This is a genomic window from Streptomyces sp. NPDC104226 (assembly GCF_055584085.1).
Genome location: NZ_JBVJMS010000001.1, coordinates 652,041 through 670,658, shown reverse-complemented (window position 1 = coordinate 670,658; position 18,618 = coordinate 652,041). Strand labels below are relative to the sequence as shown.

The following is an 18,618-nucleotide window of genomic DNA, read 5'->3' as shown; positions in this document are numbered from 1 at the left end:
GCAGGCCACGGCTTCTGCGGGAGTGTGCCGACAGGGTGGCCGGAGGGCCGTCGGAGCGGGTGGGGGCCGCCCGGGGGGCGAAGTGAACGGCTCCGCAACACCGTTGACAGTGCAGGACCGTCCCCGCACGATGCATCCCGGCAACAGGGAATTTGACCACTGCTCAACCCTGTCCCCGTCGGATCGCCCGGCCGTTTCGCGGATCGCCCGCCTCGGATCCCCGGCGGGAGGACGCCTCGTCCGCCGTCCTTCCCGCACACCTGCTGTCGCCTCCCCCCGTCTTCCGCCCCGCACTGCGCCATGTCACACAGCACTGGAAGAGGAGCGTCCGTGTCCCCCCAGCCCGAGCCGTCCCCCCAGCCCTCGTCCGCCCTTCCGCCCCGGCCGTCCCGGCCGGTGGAACGGAGCGAGCCGTCGTGCGCGGAGCCGCCCGAGCCGCAGGCTTCGGCCCGGCAGCCCGCGCGGCTCCGCGTCGGCGACCGTGACCTGGTCGTCGCGGTCAGCCCGTTCGAGGAGCCCAACCCGCGGATCGTCACCGCCGCCGAGCGCGCCGGCGCCTTGGGCCTGCTCGACCTCGGCCGGGACGCCGGGTCCGCGCGGCACGCCATGGCCGAGATCGCCCGACGCCTCGGAGCCGGCCGCTACGGGGTACGGGTGCCCGCGGGCTGCCCCGTCGCGCCCGGGGAGCTGCCGGCCGAGGTGGACACCGTGCTGCTCGCCGACCCCGCACAGCACACCCCGGACGGGGTGGCCGGCTGGGCGGCCGCCGCCGGACGGCCCCGGGTGTGGGCCGAGATCACCGATCCGGGCGAGGGCAGGGCCGCGGCGGCCGCCGGGGTGGAGGCTCTCGTGGCCAAGGGGCACGAGGCGGGCGGCCGGGTGGGCGGGACCACCACCTTCGTGCTCCTGCAGCAGCTGCTCGCAGAGCCCCCGTCGGGGCTGCCCGTACGGGCCTTCGGCGGGATCGGCCCGCACACCGCGGCCGCGGCCGTCGCGGGCGGAGCCGCCGGAGTGCTGGTCGACGTACAACTGGCCCTCACGCCCGAGGGGGAAGCCGGGCTGCCCGCCGAAGTGGCCGCGGCCGTAAGGGCCATGGACGGCTCCGAGACCAGGCTGCTCGGGGGCCACCGGGTGTACGCCCGCCCCGGCCTGACCCCGCCGCAGGGACCGGTCGCCACCCTGCTCGGGGCCCGGGACCTGCGCACGCAGCTGCTCCCGGTCGGGCAGGACGGGGCCTCGGCAGCGCGGCTCGCCGCCCGCCACCGGACCACCGGAGGCATCCTGCAGGCCATCCGGTCGGCCGTCGCGGGGCACCTGGCGGCCGTCGTACGGGTCCGGCCGCTGGGGGGCAGCCACGGCCCGGGGCGACCGCTCCCGGTGGCGCAGGGGCCGATGACCCGGGTCAGCGACCAGGCGGCCTTCGCCGAAGCGGTGGCCGCCGGGGGCGGGGTCCCCTACCTGGCACTCGCGGTCATGGAAGGGCCGCAGGTGCGCCGGCTCCTCGCCGAGACCGCCGAACGGCTCGGCGAGCGGCCCTGGGGCGTGGGCCTGCTCGGCTTCGCCCCGGCAGAGCTGCGGGCCGAGCAGCTCGAAGCAGTGGCCGAAGTGCGTCCGCCGTACGCGATCATCGCGGGCGGCACCCCGGGACAGGCGGCCCCGCTGGAGGCCGCCGGGACCCGGACCCATCTGCACGTGCCCTCGCCGGGCCTGCTGGAGCGCTATCTCGCCGACGGGGCACGGCGGTTCGTGTTCGAGGGGCTGGAATGCGGGGGTCATGTCGGGCCGCGCACCTCCTTCCCGCTGTGGGAGGAACAGATCGAGCTGCTGCTCGGCTGCCCCGAACCGGCAGCGCTGGACGTGCTGTTCGCCGGCGGGATCCACGACGCCCGCTCCGCGGCGATGGCCGCCACCGCGGCGGCCCCGCTGGCCGAACGGGGTGCGCGCGTCGGGGTGCTCATGGGCACCGCCTACCTGTTCACCGAGGAGGCGGTGGCGGCGGGCGCGGTCCTTCCCCGCTTCCAGCGGGCGGCGCTGGAGTGCGCGGACACCGTGCTGCTGCACACCGCACCCGGACACGCCACCCGCTGCGCGGTCACCCCCTACGCGGACACCTTCGAGGCCACCCGGCAGCGGCTCGCGGAGGGCGGCGCCGAGCCGCGCGAGGTGTGGGAGGAGCTGGAGCGGCTCAACCTGGGAAGGCTCCGGATCGCCAGCAAGGGACTGCGCCGCGGGGCCGAGGGCGACGGACTGGAGTCCGTGGACGAGGAGCAGCAGGGCTCCGAGGGGCTGTTCATGCTCGGGCAGGCCGCCACCCTGCGCTCCGGAACCACCACGGTCACCACCCTGCACACCGAAGTCACCGAAGGTGCATCGGAGTTGCTCGACCGGCGGGCCCGGGAACTCGCCGGCCGGCAGCCCGAGGACGATCGGGCCGCCGCGACGGACGGAGCCTGGGGCCTCCCGCGGGCCGATCCGCTGGACGTCGCCGTCGTCGGCATGGCCTGCGCCTACCCCGGCGCACCGGACCTCGCCGCCTACTGGGCGCGGATCCTGGACGGCAGCGACGCCGTGACCGAGGTCCCCGCCGAACGCTGGGACCCCGGACTCCACTTCGATCCCGACCCCGCACGGGCCGGGGAACGCACCCCGTCCCGCTGGGGCGGCTTCCTCGGCCCGATGCCCTTCGACGCCCTCGCGCACGGCATCCCGCCGGCCTCGCTGGCCGGGATCGAGCCCGTACAACTGCTCGCGCTGGAGATCTCGGCGCGGGCCCTGGCGGACGCCGGGTACGGCAAGGACCGGGAGTTCGACCGGTCCCGGACCTCGGTCGTGTTCGGGGCGGAGGCCGGCACCGAGCTGGCGGGCGCCTACGGGCTCCGCGCCCTGTACCCCGGATACCTGGGCGAGCTCCCTCCCGAACTGGACGAACAGCTCCCGCGGCTCACCGAGGACTCCTTCCCCGGGGTGCTCGCCAACGTCATCGCGGGCCGGGTCGCCAACCGGCTGGACCTCGGCGGCGCGAACTGCACCGTCGACGCCGCATGCGCCTCCTCGCTGGCCGCACTCGACCTCGCCTGTCGCCAACTGCGCGACAAGGACAGCGACATGGTGCTGTGCGGCGGCGCCGACGTGCACAACGGCATCAACGACTACCTGCTGTTCTCCTCCGTCCGCGCGCTGTCCCCGGCGGGCCGCTGCCGTCCCTTCGACGCGGCCGCCGACGGAATCGCCCTCGGGGAGGGGGTGGGCGCGCTGGTGCTGAAGCGGCTCGCGGACGCGGAGCGGGACGGAGACCGGGTGTACGCCGTCATCAAGGCGGTCGGAGCCGCCAGCGACGGACGCTCCCTCGGCCTGACCGCACCCAGGCCCGAAGGGCAGCGCAGGGCCCTGGACCGGGCCTACGCCCGGGCCGGGATCAGCCCCGCCGAGGTCGGCCTGATCGAGGCGCACGGCACCGGCACCGTGGTCGGCGACACCACCGAACTGTCCGTGCTGACCGCCCTGTTCACCGAGGCGGGCGCCGCTCCCGGGGCCTGCGCGCTGGGGTCGGTGAAATCGCAGATCGGGCACACCAAATGTGCGGCCGGGCTGGCCGGACTGATCAAGGCGGCCCGGGCGGTCCACTCGGGCGTACGGCCGCCCACACTGCACCTCGACACCCCGGTCCCCGTCTGGAACGCGGAGAGTAGCCCCTTCACCTTCGCCACCGGGGCCCGGCCGTGGGCGGTGCCCGCCGAGCGGCGGATCGCCGGCGTGAGCGCCTTCGGCTTCGGCGGCACCAACTACCACGCCGTGCTGACCGGTTACGCGGGGGCCGAGGAGTCCCGCCACGGACAGGAGGAATGGCCGGCCGAACTGTTCTGCTTCCGCGGCGAGGACCGGCGTGCCGCGGGTCGGGCGATGGCCCGGCTGGCGGCACGGCTGGAGGAGAACGACGCGGCCGGGCGCCCGTGGGCGCTGCGGGACCTCGCGGCCGAGGCGGCGGCCGGAACCGGCACGGTACGGGTCGCGGTCGTCGCCGCCGACCTGGACGGGCTCGCCGCCCGGCTGGAGCGGGCGCGGGCCTTCACCCCGGGCGAGGGCGTCCACGTACGGGAGGAATCGGCGGAGCCCGGGCAGGTGGCCTTCCTCTTCCCGGGCCAGGGAAGTCAACGCCCCTCAATGCTGGGTGAGTTGTTCACCGGCTTCCCCTGGTTGCGGGAACTTCTCGACGCGGCACCGAGCGCCGTGGTCTCCGCGATGTTCCCCCCGGCGGCCTTCACCGCGCAGGGGCGGACCGCCCAGCGGGCCGCGGTCACCGACACCCGGATCGCCCAGCCGGCCCTCGGGCTGGCCGGCTCGGCAGCGCACCTCCTGCTGGGGGAGCTGGGCGTACGTCCGGACTGCGTGGCCGGGCACTCGTACGGAGAGCTCACCGCACTGTGGGCGGCGGGGGTGTGGGACCAGGAGAGCCTGCTCCGGCTGAGCGCGCGCCGCGCCGAAGCCATCCTCGCGGCCGCCGGGACGGATCCGGGCTCTATGGCGGCGGTGGCGGCCGCGCCGGAAGAAGTGCGGGAGATCGCCGCGCGGGCCGGATGCGTGATCGCGAACCACAACGCACCCCTCCAGTGCGTGATTTCGGGGCCGGACGGCGCCGTGGCCGAGGCGATGGCCGCCCTGCGGGACGCGGGACTGTCGGCGTCCCCGCTCCCCGTCGCCTGCGCCTTCCACAGCGAGGTCGTGGCGGGGGCGGCCACGGCCCTGGCCGAGGAACTCGCCGCGACGGAGCTGGCCGACGCGGCCGTCCCGGTCTGGTCGAACACGACGGCCGGCCCGTACCCGGCCCCCGTCGATGCGGTACGGGACCTGGTGGCCCGTCAGGTTGCCGAGCCGGTCCGGTTCGTGGAGCAGGTGGAGCACATGTACGCGGCCGGAGTACGGACCTTCGTGGAAGCCGGGCCGGGCCGCGTGCTGTCCGGCCTGGTCGGCCGCATCCTGCACGACCGGCCGCACACCGTGGTGCCGCTGGACGTACCGGGCGAGCACGGGCTGTTACGCCTGGTCACGGCGCTGGCGGAACTGGCCGCGGCGGGCGTGCCGGTGGCGCCGGACGCCCTGTTCCGCGGCCGCACCCGCCGGCTCCCCGAGCGTGCTCCGCGCCGCCCGGGCTGGCTGGTCGACGGCCACCTGGTCCGCACCCGGGACGGCCACCCCGTCCCCGGCGGCCTCCGCCCGGCCCGCCGGGTCCACCTCGCGGTATCCGAAGGAAAGGGAGCCCACCAGATGACACAGTCGATGAACGGCACCGAACCGGCCCAGGGGCTTGCCGGCCCGGGGGCCGCCGTGCACGGGGTGCCCGTGGCGCCGTGGGTGGCGGGGGGATCCGGCGAAGGGAATCCGGCGGGGAGTCCCGGCCGGGAGGGGGCCCTGGCCGCCGGATACGAGAACGGCCGCTTCGCGAGCAACGGCCACGGCGCCGCCCCGGGCGCGGGCGGGCCTTGGCAGCCGGGTGCGGGCGACGGGCTCGCGGAGCCGGGCGGCGTCGGTCCTTCCTGGGGTGGGCACCGGTGGCCGGGCGGGGGGCCCGGCGTGGGTTCCGGTCCGGTGCGGGACTCGACGGGCGGCCCTGTGGGCGCGCTCAACGGCCGGGCCGGGGCCGCGCCGGCCGAGGGGGCGGCGGCCTTCCCCGGGAGCGGTGGGCCGCTGGCCGGTTCGGTCGGGCGCGGTGGGGACGCCCGACCACTCCGCACTGCGAACGGCCTCCCCGGCACGGGACTTGAGCCGCTGCCGGGCCCGCCCGCGTGGGCGGGAGCCCGCGCCGGTCACGAGGCCGCGCACGCCGCCCCCGCTCCGGCCGACCGCCGTGAGGAGGCGGTCCTGGAGTACCTCCGGGGCTCGCGCGAACTCGTACAGGCGCAGCGGGACGTGATGATCGGCTACCTGGCCTCGGCGGCACCGCCCTGGCCCGGATCCGACCCGGCCCTGCCGGAGTACCGCGCCGCCACCGGCCCGCCCCTTGCGATCCAACCCTCCGCCTACGGTGCCACCCAGGGCCATGAGGGACCGCAGAGCGCGGGTGACGCCACGGGGCTGCCCCGAAGCACAGCTCCGGCTGCCTTCTGGACCGAGCCCCGGCCGGACGGTCAAGGCCTGCCGAGGGGCGTCGACGGCGCCTGGCCCGGGGCCACGGCGGGTGCGGATCCCGGCGCCGGCGCCGGGGCTGCCCACCCGTGGCCGACGGCTGCCGAAGGCGTCCTGACCGGAGGCGCCAACACCTCCCGCTCCGCCGCCCACGGCGGGGGAGCGGCCCCGGGCGGCGGGGTGCCCGGTGAAGCGTTCCCGGGCTCCGGGTACCCCGGGGGAGCTGCCCAGGGGGTTGGGGCGGGCAGCGAAGCGGTGCCGGACGGCGTTCGGACCGGGGACGCGGGGCCTGAGGGGCCGCGTTCCTCCGAGGAGGTGATGGACGTGATCGTGGAGATCGTCCATACCCGGACCGGGTACCCGCGGGACATGCTCGATCCCGAGCTGGACCTGGAGGCGGACCTGTCCATCGACTCAATCAAGCGGGTCGAGATCATCGGCGCCCTGGCCGACCGGATCGGTCTGCCCCAGGACCCTGGCGGCTCCGCCGAGTCCGCGATCGAGGAGCTGTCCCGGATCAAGACCCTGCGCGGCATCGTGGACTGGCTCTCCGGCCACACCGCCCGCCCCGAGGCCCCCGCCGGCGAAGCGGTGGCCACGGAAACGGCCCCGCCCGCGCTCGACCGCCTCCGGGTGGACCTGCAGGCGCTGCCGCCGGCCCCGGGGGACCCGGAGGTCCTGCGGGGTCTGCGGATCGGGGTCGTCGGCGACCCCGGAGACGGCCAGGGGGTCGGGACCGCGGTCGCAGGCGCCCTCCGTGCCCGGGGCGCGGACGTACGCCACCTTGCAGAAGCCGACGCCGGGTTCGATGCCGTCCTCGACCTGTCCGCCCTGCGGCCTGGCGCGGTGCCCGTCCTGCCCGAGGCCTTTCCCGGGCTGCAACGCGCTCTCAACGGCGGTGTGCGGCGGCTCCTCCTGGTCACCGCCCGGGGCGAGTCCGCCGGAGCGGGCGTGCACGGCTTCGCCCGCAGCGCCTCCCTCGAATACCCCGGCCGGCTGATCCGCGCCGTGGAGGTCCATGCCAAGGAGGACCCCGAGCGGATCGCGGCGCAGCTCCTCGCCGAGCTGAGCTGCGAGCCCGCCGATCCCGCTGATCCCGTTGATCCCGCCGCCGGCACCCCGCCCGTGGAGGTGCTCGCCTCCGTCGTCTACACGGCCGACGGCCTACGGGTCACCCCCCGGCCGGTCCCCGCACCGCTCCTCCCCGGAGACGGGACACCGCCCCTCGACGCGGGCTCGGTGGTCCTGCTCAGCGGCGGGGCCCGCGGAATCACCGCACGGACCGCCCTGGCCCTGGCCGCCGCCACCGGATGCCACGTAGAACTCATGGGCCGTACCCCGCAACCGGCCGCCGAGGCGGATGAGTTCGGGCACGCCACCGACCGGGTCGCCCTGCGCGCCGCATTGATCGCCACCGGCCTGCGCACCCCCGCGGAGATCGAGGCCGCGGCCTCGCGGATCCTCGCCGAGCGCGAGGTACGGGCCACCCTGGCCGCCCTCGCGACCGTGGCCGCGTCCGTCGGCTACCACTGCGCGGACGTCACGGACGAACAGGCGGTACGGGCGGTCGTGGCCGCCGTGCGAGCCCGCCACGGCCGGCTCGACGGGATCGTCCACGGAGCCGGGACGCTGAGCGACGGACTGCTCCGCGACAAGCAACCGGCCTCCTTCGCCGAGGTGTTCACCACGAAGGTGGCCGGCGCCCGCCACCTGGCCGCCGCGGCGGCCGAGCACGGCTCGGTGCCCGCACCCCGGTTCCTCGCCCTGTTCGGGAGCGTGGCGGGAGTGTACGGAAACCGGGGTCAGACCGACTACGCCGCCGCCAACGACGCCCTCGACGGCCTCGCGCACCTCTGGGCGGAGAACTTCCCGGGCCGGGTGCTGTCCGTCGACTGGGGTCCCTGGGCCGCAGAGGCGGGCGGGATGGTCAGCCCCGAACTGGCCCGCGCGTACACCCGCCGCGGCATTCCGCTCATCGCCCCGGACGAGGGCGGCGCGGCGTTCCTCGCCGAACTCGCGCACGGGACCGACGTACAGGTGGTCCTGATGGCGGCCGAGGGGCGCGAGGGGTGCGAGGGGAGTGAGTGGCGTGACTGACCGCCGTCGACGGGACCAGGCGCAGGGCCAGAGCCAGGGCCGGCCGCAGGGCCAGAACCGGCGACGCCATCACCGCGGCCCGCGGCCCACCGATGCGGCCATCGTCGGGATGGGCGCCGTGTTCCCGGGAGCCGCCGACCTCTCCGCGTACCGCCGCAACCTCCTGGCCGGCACGGACTGCATAGGCGAGGTCCCGCCCGGGCGGTGGGATCCCGAGGTGTACTACGACCCGGACGGCGCCACCGGACCCGTCTCCGGCGACCGGTTCTACTGCCGGCGCGGGGGCTTCGTTGACGGGCTCGCCGCCTTCGATCCGACCCGGTTCGGCATCATGCCGGCCACCGTGGAAGGAGCCGAACCGGACCAGATGCTCGCCCTGCAGGCCACGGCCGAGGCCATCGCCGACGCGGGGGGTGAAAGCCGCCTCCCGGTCGACCGCTCGCGGATCGGCATCGTGCTGGGGCGCGGCGGGTTCATGGGGGTGGCCACCGCCCGGCTGGACCAACGTGTACGCACCGCACACCAGTTGGCGCACACCCTGCGCGAACTCGCGCCCGAGCTCGACGAGCGGCGGATCGCCGAGGTGCGCTCCGCCTTCCAGGAGGCCCTGGGTCCCGAACGGCCCGACGCGTCGATCGGACTCGTACCGAGCTTCACGGCCGCCCGGACCGCCAACCGGCTCGACTTCCACGGACCGGCCTACACCCTGGACGCGGCCTGTGCGTCCTCCCTGCTGGCGGTCGACCAGGCCGTGGGGCTGCTCGCCGGCGGGCGCTGCGACGTGGTGGTCGCCGGGGCCGTGCACCACTGCCACATCGCCACCCTGTGGAGCGTCTTCACGCAGCTGCGCGCCCTGAGCCCCAGCGAGCGGATCCGGCCCTTCGACCGGCGCGCCGACGGAACCCTGCTGTCCGAGGGCACCGGAGTGGTGCTGCTGAAGCGGCTGGCCGACGCGGAGCGCGACGGCGACCGGATCTACGCCGTGATCCGCGGCACCGGAGTGGCCGGGGACGGCAAGGCGGCGAGCCTGATGAGCCCGCTCGTCGCGGGCCAGGTGCGGGCACTGGAACGGGCCTGGCGAGAGGCCGGTCTCGATCCGCGGGCGCCCGGCGCGCTGGGACTGCTGGAGGCGCACGGGACCGGGACCCCGGTGGGTGATGCCGCCGAACTGGACACCCTGGCCCAGGTGTTCGGCAAGCCCCTGGACGGCGGGGCCGGGGCCGTCGATCTGGGCGCCGGCCTGGCCGCCGGGAGCGCGATCGGCTTCGGCTCGGTGAAGTCCATGCTCGGCCACACCATGCAGGCCTCCGGCATGGCCGGGCTGATCAAGGCCGCACTCGCGGTGTACGAAGGAGTACTGCCGCCCACCCTGCACCTGGAGGACCCGCACCCCGGCCTGGCCCGGACCCGGATGCGGCCGGTGACGGCGGCCGTTCCGTGGGAACGTGGGCCGGCGCCGCGCCGCGCCGGGGTGAACGCGTTCGGCTTCGGCGGCATCAACGCCCACGTGGTGCTGGAGGAGGCTCCCGGCGCCGCGGCCCGCACAGCGTCCCCGAAGCGGACGGCGCCCGCGCGGCCGGCTGCCGCCCGGCCGGCGCCCGTGCCCGTACGCAGGTTCCTGCCCCTGGGCGACCAGCCCGCGCCGGTGGGGGCGCCCGCGCGGGAGGAGGTGCTGTTGCTGGCGGCCTCCGGCACCGCGGAGCTGGCGGACCGGCTGGCGTCCGGTTCCCCGGTGTCCGGCGGCGACGGGCCCTGCCGGCTCGCGGTCGTCGGCCCCACGCCCCAGCGGCTCGCGCTGGCCGCGAAGGTCGTGGCGCGCGGCCGGGCCTGGCGGGGGCGCGGCGAGGTGTGGTTCACGCCCGAGCCGATGGGCGGCCGGCTGGCGTTCCTGTTCCCGGGCCTGGAGCCGGAGTTCGCCCCGGCGCTGGACGACGTGGCGGACCGGCTCGGGCTGGAGCGGCCCCGGCTGACCAAGGGCGAGGAGCTGACGGAGCGGGCCCTGGACGCCATCGCGACGGGCCGCTTCCTCGCCCGGGCCCTGCCCGAAGTCGGCATCCGGGCCGAGGTCCTGGCGGGTCACAGCCTGGGGGAGTGGGCGGCGATGGTGACCTCCGGGATGTACCGGCAGGACGCGGCCGACACCTTCCTGGACTCGCTGCGACCCGGATCCGTGAAGGTGCCGGACCTGGTCTACGCGGCGCTGGGATGCGGGATCCGCCGGGCGGAGGCCGCGCTGCACGGACTGGACGGGGTGGTGGTCAGCCACGACAACTGCCCCCACCAGTCGGTGGTCTGCGGAGATCGCGCCGAAGTGGCCACGGTCCTGGAACGGTTGAAGGCCGACGGCGTGCTCGGCCAGGAACTCCCCTTCCGCTCCGGCTTCCACACCCCCATGTGGGAGCCCTACCTCGGGCAGGTCCGTGCCGCCTTCGCCCGACTGCCGCTCCAGCCCGGCACGTTGCCCGTGTGGTCGGCCACCACCTGCGCGCCGTTCCCTCCGGAGCCCGAGGCGGTGCGCGAGCTCGTGGTCCGCCACCTGCTGGAGCCGGTCCGGTTCCGCGAGCTGACGCTCCGGCTGTACGAGGACGCGGGCGTCCGCGGCTTCGTCACGCTGGGCCCGGGAAGCCTCCCGGGCTTCGTCGAGGACACCCTGCGCGACCGCCCCCACCTCGCGGTGGCGGCCTCATCGCCCCGGCTCACCGGGCTCGCCGCCCTCCGGCGCACCTGCGCCGCCCTGTGGACCGAAGGGCACACGCCCCGCTGGGACCGGCTGACCCCGGACGCGCCAGGCGGATCCGACCGGACCGCGCATGCGGCGGACGCGTCGGGAGACCTCAACCGGACAGCCCGTGCGCCGGACGCGTCGGGAGGCCCCGACCGGACAGCGCCGGCGGCCGGGCGCAGCATCCTCCTGGACCTGGGCTCCCCACTGGTCCACCTCGGCGACTCCGCCCGCACCACCCTCACCCCGCTCCTCTCCCAGGCCACCCCCCAACCACCTACCCCCGCCACCCCACCGGCCCCGGCGGCCTCCGGCCCCTCGGCCCCTGTCGCCCCGCCCGCCCCGGCCCCGCGCCCCTCGGTGGGTGCGGGCCCCCGGCCGGTCCTGCTGTCCGCCCTGGACGCGGCCCCCGCCGAAGCGCCGGCCGAGACGCACACCGCGCCGCAGGGCACACCCCAGCGCGCCCCCCGCCCCGGCGCCCCGGCCGGGAGCCACACCCTGCGCCTCTCCCTCGCCGCACTGCCCTACGTACGGGACCACTGCGTCTACCTGCAGCCCGAGGACTGGCCGGAGGACTCCGACCGGTTCCCCGTCGTCCCCATGACGACCACGCTGGAGCTGGCGGCCGAAGCCGCACTGCGGTACGCGCCGCCGGGGCTGGCCGTCATCGGCTACGAACGCGTACGCGCCCTGCGCTGGCTCCCCGTGGAGCCGGCCCTCGACGTGGAGGTCACCGTACGGCCCGCCGGTCCGGGCCGCGTGCGCGTCACCCTCGGGGAGTACGCCGACGTGTCCGTGCTGCTCGGCGAGGGGTACGGGGCCCTGCCCGGCCCCGACACCACCCCGCTGCGCGAACCCAGGCTGGCCCCGGTCAGCGCCGAGGCCCTCTACCGGGACCGGTGGATGTTCCACGGCCCCCGCTTCGCCGGGGTGCACGAGGTGCGGGCCGTCGCCGCGGACGGCATCCACGGCGTGCTGCGGGCACTTCCCGACCCGGGGGCACTGCTCGACGCCGCCGGGCAGCTCTTCGGGCACTGGATGCAGCTGAAGCTCCCCGTGGACCGGCTGGTGTTCCCGGCCACCGTGGACGGGATCCGCTTCTCGGGGCCGCCGCCCGCCCCGTACGAGCTCGTCGGGGCCACGGCCCGGATCCGCGAGGTCCGCGATGTCACCGTGCGCGGCGACATCGAGCTCCAGCGGGCAGACGGCCGGGTCTGGGCCCGGATCGACGGCTGGACGTACCGCCGCTTCGGCGCCGACGAGCGCGTCTGGCCGATGAAGTTCACCCCGGAGGTCTGCGGCATCGGAGAACCCCGCCCCGAAGGCTGGTGCCTGGCCCGGCGCCGCTGGACCGACCCCGCCTCGCAGGAGCTGGTCATGCGCCGCTACCTCGGCGCCGCCGAGCGCGCGGCCTACGAGCGGCTCGCGCCGCGCGCCCGGGCGCCCTGGCTGCTCGGCCGGATCGCCGCCAAGGACGCGCTGCGCCACCTGCTCTGGGACGGCGGAGCCGGACCGGTCTTCCCGGCCGAGGTGCCGATCGGCAACGACCTCGCCGGGCGGCCCCTCGCCGGGGGACCCCTGGCCGGGGGAGTCCGGCTGTCGATCGCCCACAAGGACCGGATCGCCGTAGCCCTCGCCCACCCGGGCCTCCCGGTCGGCATCGACGTGGAGCCGGTGACCACCGACCCGGACGCGCTCATCCGCATCGCCCTGGCACCGGGCGAACTCGCCCTCGCCGAGCGGCTGGCGGCCCGGGAGGGCACCGGACTGCCGGCCGCGCTCACCGCCCTGTGGTGCGCCAAGGAGGCGGCCGCCAAGGCCGCCGGGACCGGACTCGGAGGCCGCCCGCGGGAATGGCGGACCACCGGCGACCCGGACTCCGGCGCCCTGCTCGTGCTCGCCCCGGACGGGCACCCGTACCCGGTCCGTACCACCCTGCTCGCGGACCCGCCACTCACCCACCCCGACCCCCCTGGCCGCCCAGACCACCCCGACCCCCCTGGCCGCCCAGACCATCCAGACCACCCGGACCACCCCGGCCACGTCGTCGCCTGGACCGACCGGCCGGCGACCCCGTCCCCCGTCCCCTTCCACCTCACGGAGACCAGTCATGGCAGCTGACATCCTCGCCGAGATCACCGGCATGCTCGTGGAGATCGTCGGTGACGAGCACCTCCTCGCGGACGAGGTCACGATGAAGACGACGTTCAACGAGGACCTCGCCCTGGAGAGCATCGAGTTCGTCGCCCTCGCCGAACTCCTCCACCACCGCTACGGCGCCGGCGTCGACCTGATGGGCTTCCTGTCCGAGAAGGACATGGACGGCATCCTCGCCATGTCCGTGGGCGAACTCGTCACCCACATCGGCCGGATCACCCACGCCTCCCTCACTCATACCTCCCGCACCCACACGAGCCCCACCCACACGAGCCCCACCCACACGAGCCCCACCCACACGAGCCCCACCCACACGAGCCCCACCCACACGAGCCCCGCCCACACCCCCCTCAGCCGTGCCTCGGCGGGAGCCGCCGCGACCGGATCGGACGGCTGACCGCGCCATGGCCTTCGTACCCGCGGGCACCGTCCGCTTCCACGTCCAGCAGCTGCCGGCCGCCGCGCACGCGGACGCCCCCGACGCCTTGGACCGCCCCGTGGTGGTGTTCCTGCACGGGCTGGTCGTCGACAACCTCTCCTCCTTCTACTGCCCCCTCGCCGTGCCGGTGGCCCGGGCCGGGCACGAGGTGGTCCTCTACGATCTGCGCGGCCACGGCCGCACCGAGCGGCCGGCCACCGGCTACGACAGCCGCACCGCCGTACGGGACCTCTTCGCCCTGCTCGGCGCCCTCGGCCTCGGGCACCGCCCGGTCCACCTCGTCGGCAACAGCTACGGCGGAACCCTGGCGCTGCACGCAGCCCTGGCCCGACCCGACCTGGTCGCCGGTCTCACCCTGCTCGAACCCCCGCTCAGCGGGGCCTGGGTGGACAACATGGTCGACACCCTGTCGGCAGCGGCGCTCGGCCTGGAGGACAGCGCGGTACCCGCCGAACTGCTCACGCTGCGCCTGCGCAAGGCGGCCAACCTCACGGCCATCGCCGACGACCTGCTCAACCGCACCACCCTCATCGACGACATCGCGGAGAGCCGCACCTTCACCCCGGCCGACTACGCCGGACTGCGCTGCCCCGTCCTGATCGTCTGCGGCGAGCACTCCGAACTCGTCCCGGGCGCCCGGGAACTGGCCCGGTACGCCCCGCACGTCACCGCCGTCGAGATCCTGCCGGGCCTCGGGCACGACGTGCTGAAGGAGAGCAGCGGAGCGCTGCGCGCGGCCGTACTCGCCCACCTCGACGCCACGGCCGCGGCCACGGCGGCGGCTTCGGCCACGGCGGGAGCACTGGTCCGATGAAGGTGCTCTTCACGGTGCCGCCGCTCGCGGGCCACATCAACCCGACCGTCGCGGTCGGCGCCGAACTGGCCGCCCGCGGGCACGAGGTCGCCTGGACCGGTCCGCCGGGAGAGCTGTCCCGGCTGCTGCCCGAGCACGCCCGGATCTTCTCTGCGGGCGCAGAAGCGGGCGGCGACTACGCCCTGCTGCACGCCCGCTGGCGCGACCTGCGCGGGGTCGGGGCGCTGCGGTTCCTCTGGGAGGAGGCGCTCGTCCCGCTGGCCAGGGCCATGCTCCCGGGCGTGGTCCGGGCGATCGGGGCCTTCCGCCCGGACGTGCTGGTCGCCGACCAGCAGGCCCTGGCCGGACCGGTGGCCGCACGGCGGCTCGGGGTGCCCTGGGTGACCTCCGCCAGCACCTCGGCGGAACTCACCCAGCCCTTCGCGGACTTCCCCAAGGTCGGGGAGTGGGTCGCCGCGCAGATCGCCGGACTGCTGGCGGACTGCGGGGGAGGTCCCGAGCCGGCCGCGGAGCCGTGGGATCCACGGTTCTCGGAGCGACTGGTCCTGGTCTTCTCCAGCCGCGAACTGGTCGGAGAGGAGCAGGACTTCCCACCGCACTACGCCTTCGTCGGCCCGGCCTTCGGGGCCCGCCCGCCCGCCCCCCGCTTCCCCTGGGAGCGGCTGGACCCGGAACGGCGACGCGTACTGGTCTCGCTCGGCACCCTCAACCAGGAAGCCGGGGGCCGCTTCTACGGTGCCGTACTGGGCGCAGCCGAACGACTGGGCAAGGACGTCCAGTTGGTGCTGGCGGCCCCCGCCTCTCTGGTCGGTGCGGTCCCCGGGAACGTACTGCTGCGCGACAGCGTCCCGCAGCTGGAGCTCCTGCGCCACCTGGACGCCGTCGTCTGCCACGGGGGCCACAACACCGTCTGCGAGGCGCTCGCGCACGGCCTGCCGCTGGTGGTCGCCCCGATCCGGGACGACCAGCCGATCGTCGCCCGGCAGGTCGTGGCGGCCGGGGCCGGGGTGCGGGTGCGGTTCGGCCGGACCGGGGCCGAGGAACTGCGCGACGCCCTGACGGCCGTCCTGGACGACCCCGGCCACCGCCGGGGTGCCCGGCGGATCCAGGCCTCATTCGCCGCGGCCGGCGGGGCCGCCGCCGCGGCCGACCGGTTGGAGGAACTCCTGTGACGCGCTCCCCGCTCCCGTCCCCCGCCCGGATCCGCCGCACCGGGCCCCCGCTGCTGTCCGGCGTCCGGTGGACCTCCGTCCTCCTGCTCGCCGCCCTCGGCGCGGGCACGGTACGGACGGCCCGCCGCCTGCGGGCGGTGCCGGTGCTGCCCATGACCGCCTCCGCGGACGCCGGGGTGCCCCGCGCCGCCGGCTGGCGGCTGCTCACCGCCGGCGGCGTCGAGCCCGACGCGGCCACCTTCCTCGCCGCCTGCGCGCACGCCGACCGGGAGGGGCTGAGGGTCCTGGACCTGCTGCCCGGGGACCTGCCCACCGAGCGGGTGCTCGGCCTGCTGCGCCTGGTCGACCCGGCCGGCTACCGGCAGGACCGGCTCGGCGAGGGGCGCGGGGCCGGTTTCGCCGTGCTCGTCGCCGAGGAGGTGCTCGCCCGGGCCGGGGTGGAGCTGCCGGGACCGGAGGCCACTCCGGCGGAACTCATGGCCGTCATCCGGCACGTGAAGGAGTACGCCGCCGATGCCACGGGACTGGCCATCGCGCCCGCGCTGAGCTGCGGACCGGTCGCCGACACGGGCGGACCGGCGCGGGCGGCCGAACTGCGCGCCCAAGGCCTGCCGCCCGGGGCGCTCGCCGCCGCCCAGCTCGCCGGCCTGGCCCTGCTGGGCGGCGCCGCCGTACGCCAGGGCCGGTGGGGGGCCGCAGCGGCGGGGCTGTACTGGATCCAGCCCTACCTGGCCCTCGGCCGGTCCGGCGCGCCCCTGCGCCCCGGTGACCTCGCCCGGGCCACGGTGGCCCGGCCCGTACGCTCCTTCGGCTCGGCCGTGCGCACGGCCGCCGCCACGACCCGTACGCCGCGCCCCGGGGTCGCCGCCCCGATGAACGACCCGGCCGCCGCGCAGGACGCGGACCGGACCGGGATCCCGGCCGAGGGGATCAGGGCCGACGGGGTGCGGGCGGAGGTGGTCCGGGCGGAAGCGGTCCGGGCCGAGTCGCTGCTGGCCGCGGCGCACCGGGCCGAGTCGGCCCGCGCCGAGGCCGTCCGCGCGTACCGGTCCGACCTGGCCGCCGGGACCGACCGGTTCTTCGAACCGCGCCGACCGGACTGCCCGTGGTGCGGCTCCGGAAACCTGACCGTGCGGGTCCGGGTGCCCGACCTGCTCCAGGGCAAGCCCGGCCGCTTCACCCTGGAGCAGTGCGGAGCCTGCGGGCACGTCTTCCAGAACCCCCGACTGTCCCCGGAGGGGCTGGAGTTCTACTACCGCGACTTCTACGACGGCCGCGGCGGCGAGGGCGCCGCCACCGTCTTCGGCCGGCTCGGCGCCGCCTACCGGGGCCGCGCCGAGATGCTCCGCCCCCACACCGATCCGGTGTCCTGGCTCGACGTCGGTACCGGCCACGGCCACTTCTGCAACGCGGCCCGCGCCGTCTGGCCCGACACCCGCTTCGACGGGCTGGACATGGGCGACGGGGTCCGCGAGGCCGAGCGGCGCGGCTGGGTGGAGACCGGATACCAGGGCCAGTTCCCGGAGTTCGCGGTGAAACTGGCGGGCCAGTACGAGGTCGTCAGCATGTACCACTACCTGGAGCACACCCGGGATCCGCTCGCGGAACTGGACACGGCGGCCGCCGTCCTCGCCCCCGGCGGCTACCTCACCATCGAACTCCCCGACCCCGAGTCCCGGATGGCCCGACTGCTCGGCCCGGCCTGGCTGCCCTGGTTCCAGCCGCAGCACCAGCACCTGATCCCCTCCGCGAACCTGCGCGAAGCGCTCGCCGACCGGGGCTTCACCGTCCTCGCCGAGGAACACGGGGCCGCCCACCAGGGCAACGACTTCTTCGGCGCGGTGGCCCTGACCGCGACCCGGCTGGCCCCCGACCCGGACCGCCCCTGGGGACCCCCGGCCGCCGCCGGCCGACGCGCCCTCACCGGCGCCGTACGGCTGGCCTCGCTGCCCTGCTTCGCCGCCGCGGCCGTCCTCGACGGGCTGCGCACCGCCACGGCCCGCCGCACGGACGGCGGCAACGCCTACCGGATGCTGGCCCGCAAGGACGCCCGATGACCGCCCCCGGCCCCGCCGGCCCCGTCGGCACCGCCGGGACCGGAACCGCGGCACCTTCCGGAGGCGACCTCGCCCGGCGGACCACCGCCGATCCGCTGTTCCGCCTGGTCGCCTACGCCCTGGAGGCCGCGCACGGCCGGCCCCCGGCCGCCGTGTGGAGCGCCCCGTACACCTTCCACCTCGGCTCCCCGGGCCTCGTCGCGGCAGCCGGCTGGCCGGTGGCGGCCGCGGCGGCACCCCGCACCGACGGCCTGGTCCGGCTCAGCTCCCTGGCCCACCCGGCGGACGGCTGCGACCTGCCGCTGACCCTGTCCGGACCGCCGCCCGCGACCCCGGCCTGGGCCGCCCGGCCGTACGCGCTGCTGCGCGCGCTGGCCCGGGCCGGCTACGGCCGGGGCGGGACCGACCTCCACGTGCAGGGCTCCCTCACGCAGGCCGCCGGGCTGGCCACGGAGGAGGCCGCCTACTGCGCGGTGGCGCTCGCGGTGGCCGACGTCCACACACCGGCGGGCGAGGACCCGGACCGGGTCCTGCTGGCCCGGCTGATGGCGGAGGCACTACCGGACGGCGACGACGCCCTGCGCCGGGGCGCGCTCTTCGCCCGGCCGGGCAGAGCCCTGCTGCTCGGCCACCGCCCGGCCGGGCCGGAGCCCCGGCGGCACCGGCAGCGGCACGTGCTCTTCGACCCGGCCGGGTCGGGGTCCCGCCTGGTGCTCCTGGCCCTCCGGCCGGACCCCGGCGGCACGCAGGACCGTACGGCCGAACTGGCCCGGGCCGTAGGGTGCGCCCGCCGGGCCGGGGCCCTGAGCGCCTGGCCGCCCGGCCGGCGGCCGGGGCGGAGCGTCCTGGTCCTGCTGCCCGAGGCCCGGCTGACGGAGGTGAGGGCGGCGGTCGCGGGGGAGTTCCGCGACCGGGCGCTGCCCGTACCCCGCTTCCTGAACATCACCGTCGCCGGCGCGGCCCGCCGCGAGGCGTGACCCCAGGCCCCGAGCCGGGCCCCCGACACCCGGCCCCGCACAGGCCCCTCACACCGAGCTCCA

7 protein-coding genes are annotated in these 18,618 nt (G+C 76.5%); all 7 read left to right on the top strand.

Features of this window, described 5'->3' with window-relative positions; translation table 11 throughout:
- Positions 1–330: 330 nt before the first annotated feature.
- From ACZ60J_RS03005 to ACZ60J_RS02975, 7 genes are read left to right on the top strand one after another with little or no spacing between them, the layout of a single operon-like run.
- Positions 331–8,217 carry an SDR family NAD(P)-dependent oxidoreductase gene (locus ACZ60J_RS03005; protein ID WP_469678501.1) on the top strand — a complete coding sequence of 2,629 codons (7,887 nt, stop codon included), beginning with the start codon at positions 331–333 and terminating at the stop codon, positions 8,215–8,217.
- Positions 8,210–13,060 (top strand): beta-ketoacyl synthase N-terminal-like domain-containing protein, encoded by a 4,851-nt coding sequence (locus tag ACZ60J_RS03000; protein WP_469678499.1) that lies wholly within the window; start codon positions 8,210–8,212, stop codon positions 13,058–13,060. Before ACZ60J_RS03005 ends, ACZ60J_RS03000 begins: the two co-directional genes overlap by 8 nt.
- Entirely contained in the window at positions 13,050–13,493 is a 444-nt protein-coding gene (locus tag ACZ60J_RS02995; RefSeq protein WP_469678497.1) for a hypothetical protein, read from the top strand. The genes ACZ60J_RS03000 and ACZ60J_RS02995 overlap by 11 nt, the downstream gene beginning before the upstream one ends.
- A gap of 7 nt (positions 13,494–13,500) precedes the next feature.
- Positions 13,501–14,349 carry an alpha/beta fold hydrolase gene (locus tag ACZ60J_RS02990; protein ID WP_469678495.1) on the top strand — a complete coding sequence of 283 codons (849 nt, stop codon included), beginning with the start codon at positions 13,501–13,503 and terminating at the stop codon, positions 14,347–14,349.
- A complete protein-coding gene (locus tag ACZ60J_RS02985) occupies positions 14,346–15,521 on the top strand; it encodes a glycosyltransferase (protein WP_469678493.1) in 1,176 nt (391 codons plus the stop codon). Before ACZ60J_RS02990 ends, ACZ60J_RS02985 begins: the two co-directional genes overlap by 4 nt.
- On the top strand, positions 15,518–17,578 hold the full coding sequence (locus tag ACZ60J_RS02980; protein ID WP_469678491.1) for a methyltransferase domain-containing protein: 2,061 nt from the start codon (positions 15,518–15,520) through the stop codon (positions 17,576–17,578). Before ACZ60J_RS02985 ends, ACZ60J_RS02980 begins: the two co-directional genes overlap by 4 nt.
- Positions 17,575–18,555, top strand: coding sequence for a galactokinase (locus tag ACZ60J_RS02975; RefSeq protein WP_469678489.1), 981 nt, complete (start codon positions 17,575–17,577; stop codon positions 18,553–18,555). The genes ACZ60J_RS02980 and ACZ60J_RS02975 overlap by 4 nt, the downstream gene beginning before the upstream one ends.
- The last annotated feature ends 63 nt before the right edge of the window (positions 18,556–18,618 follow it).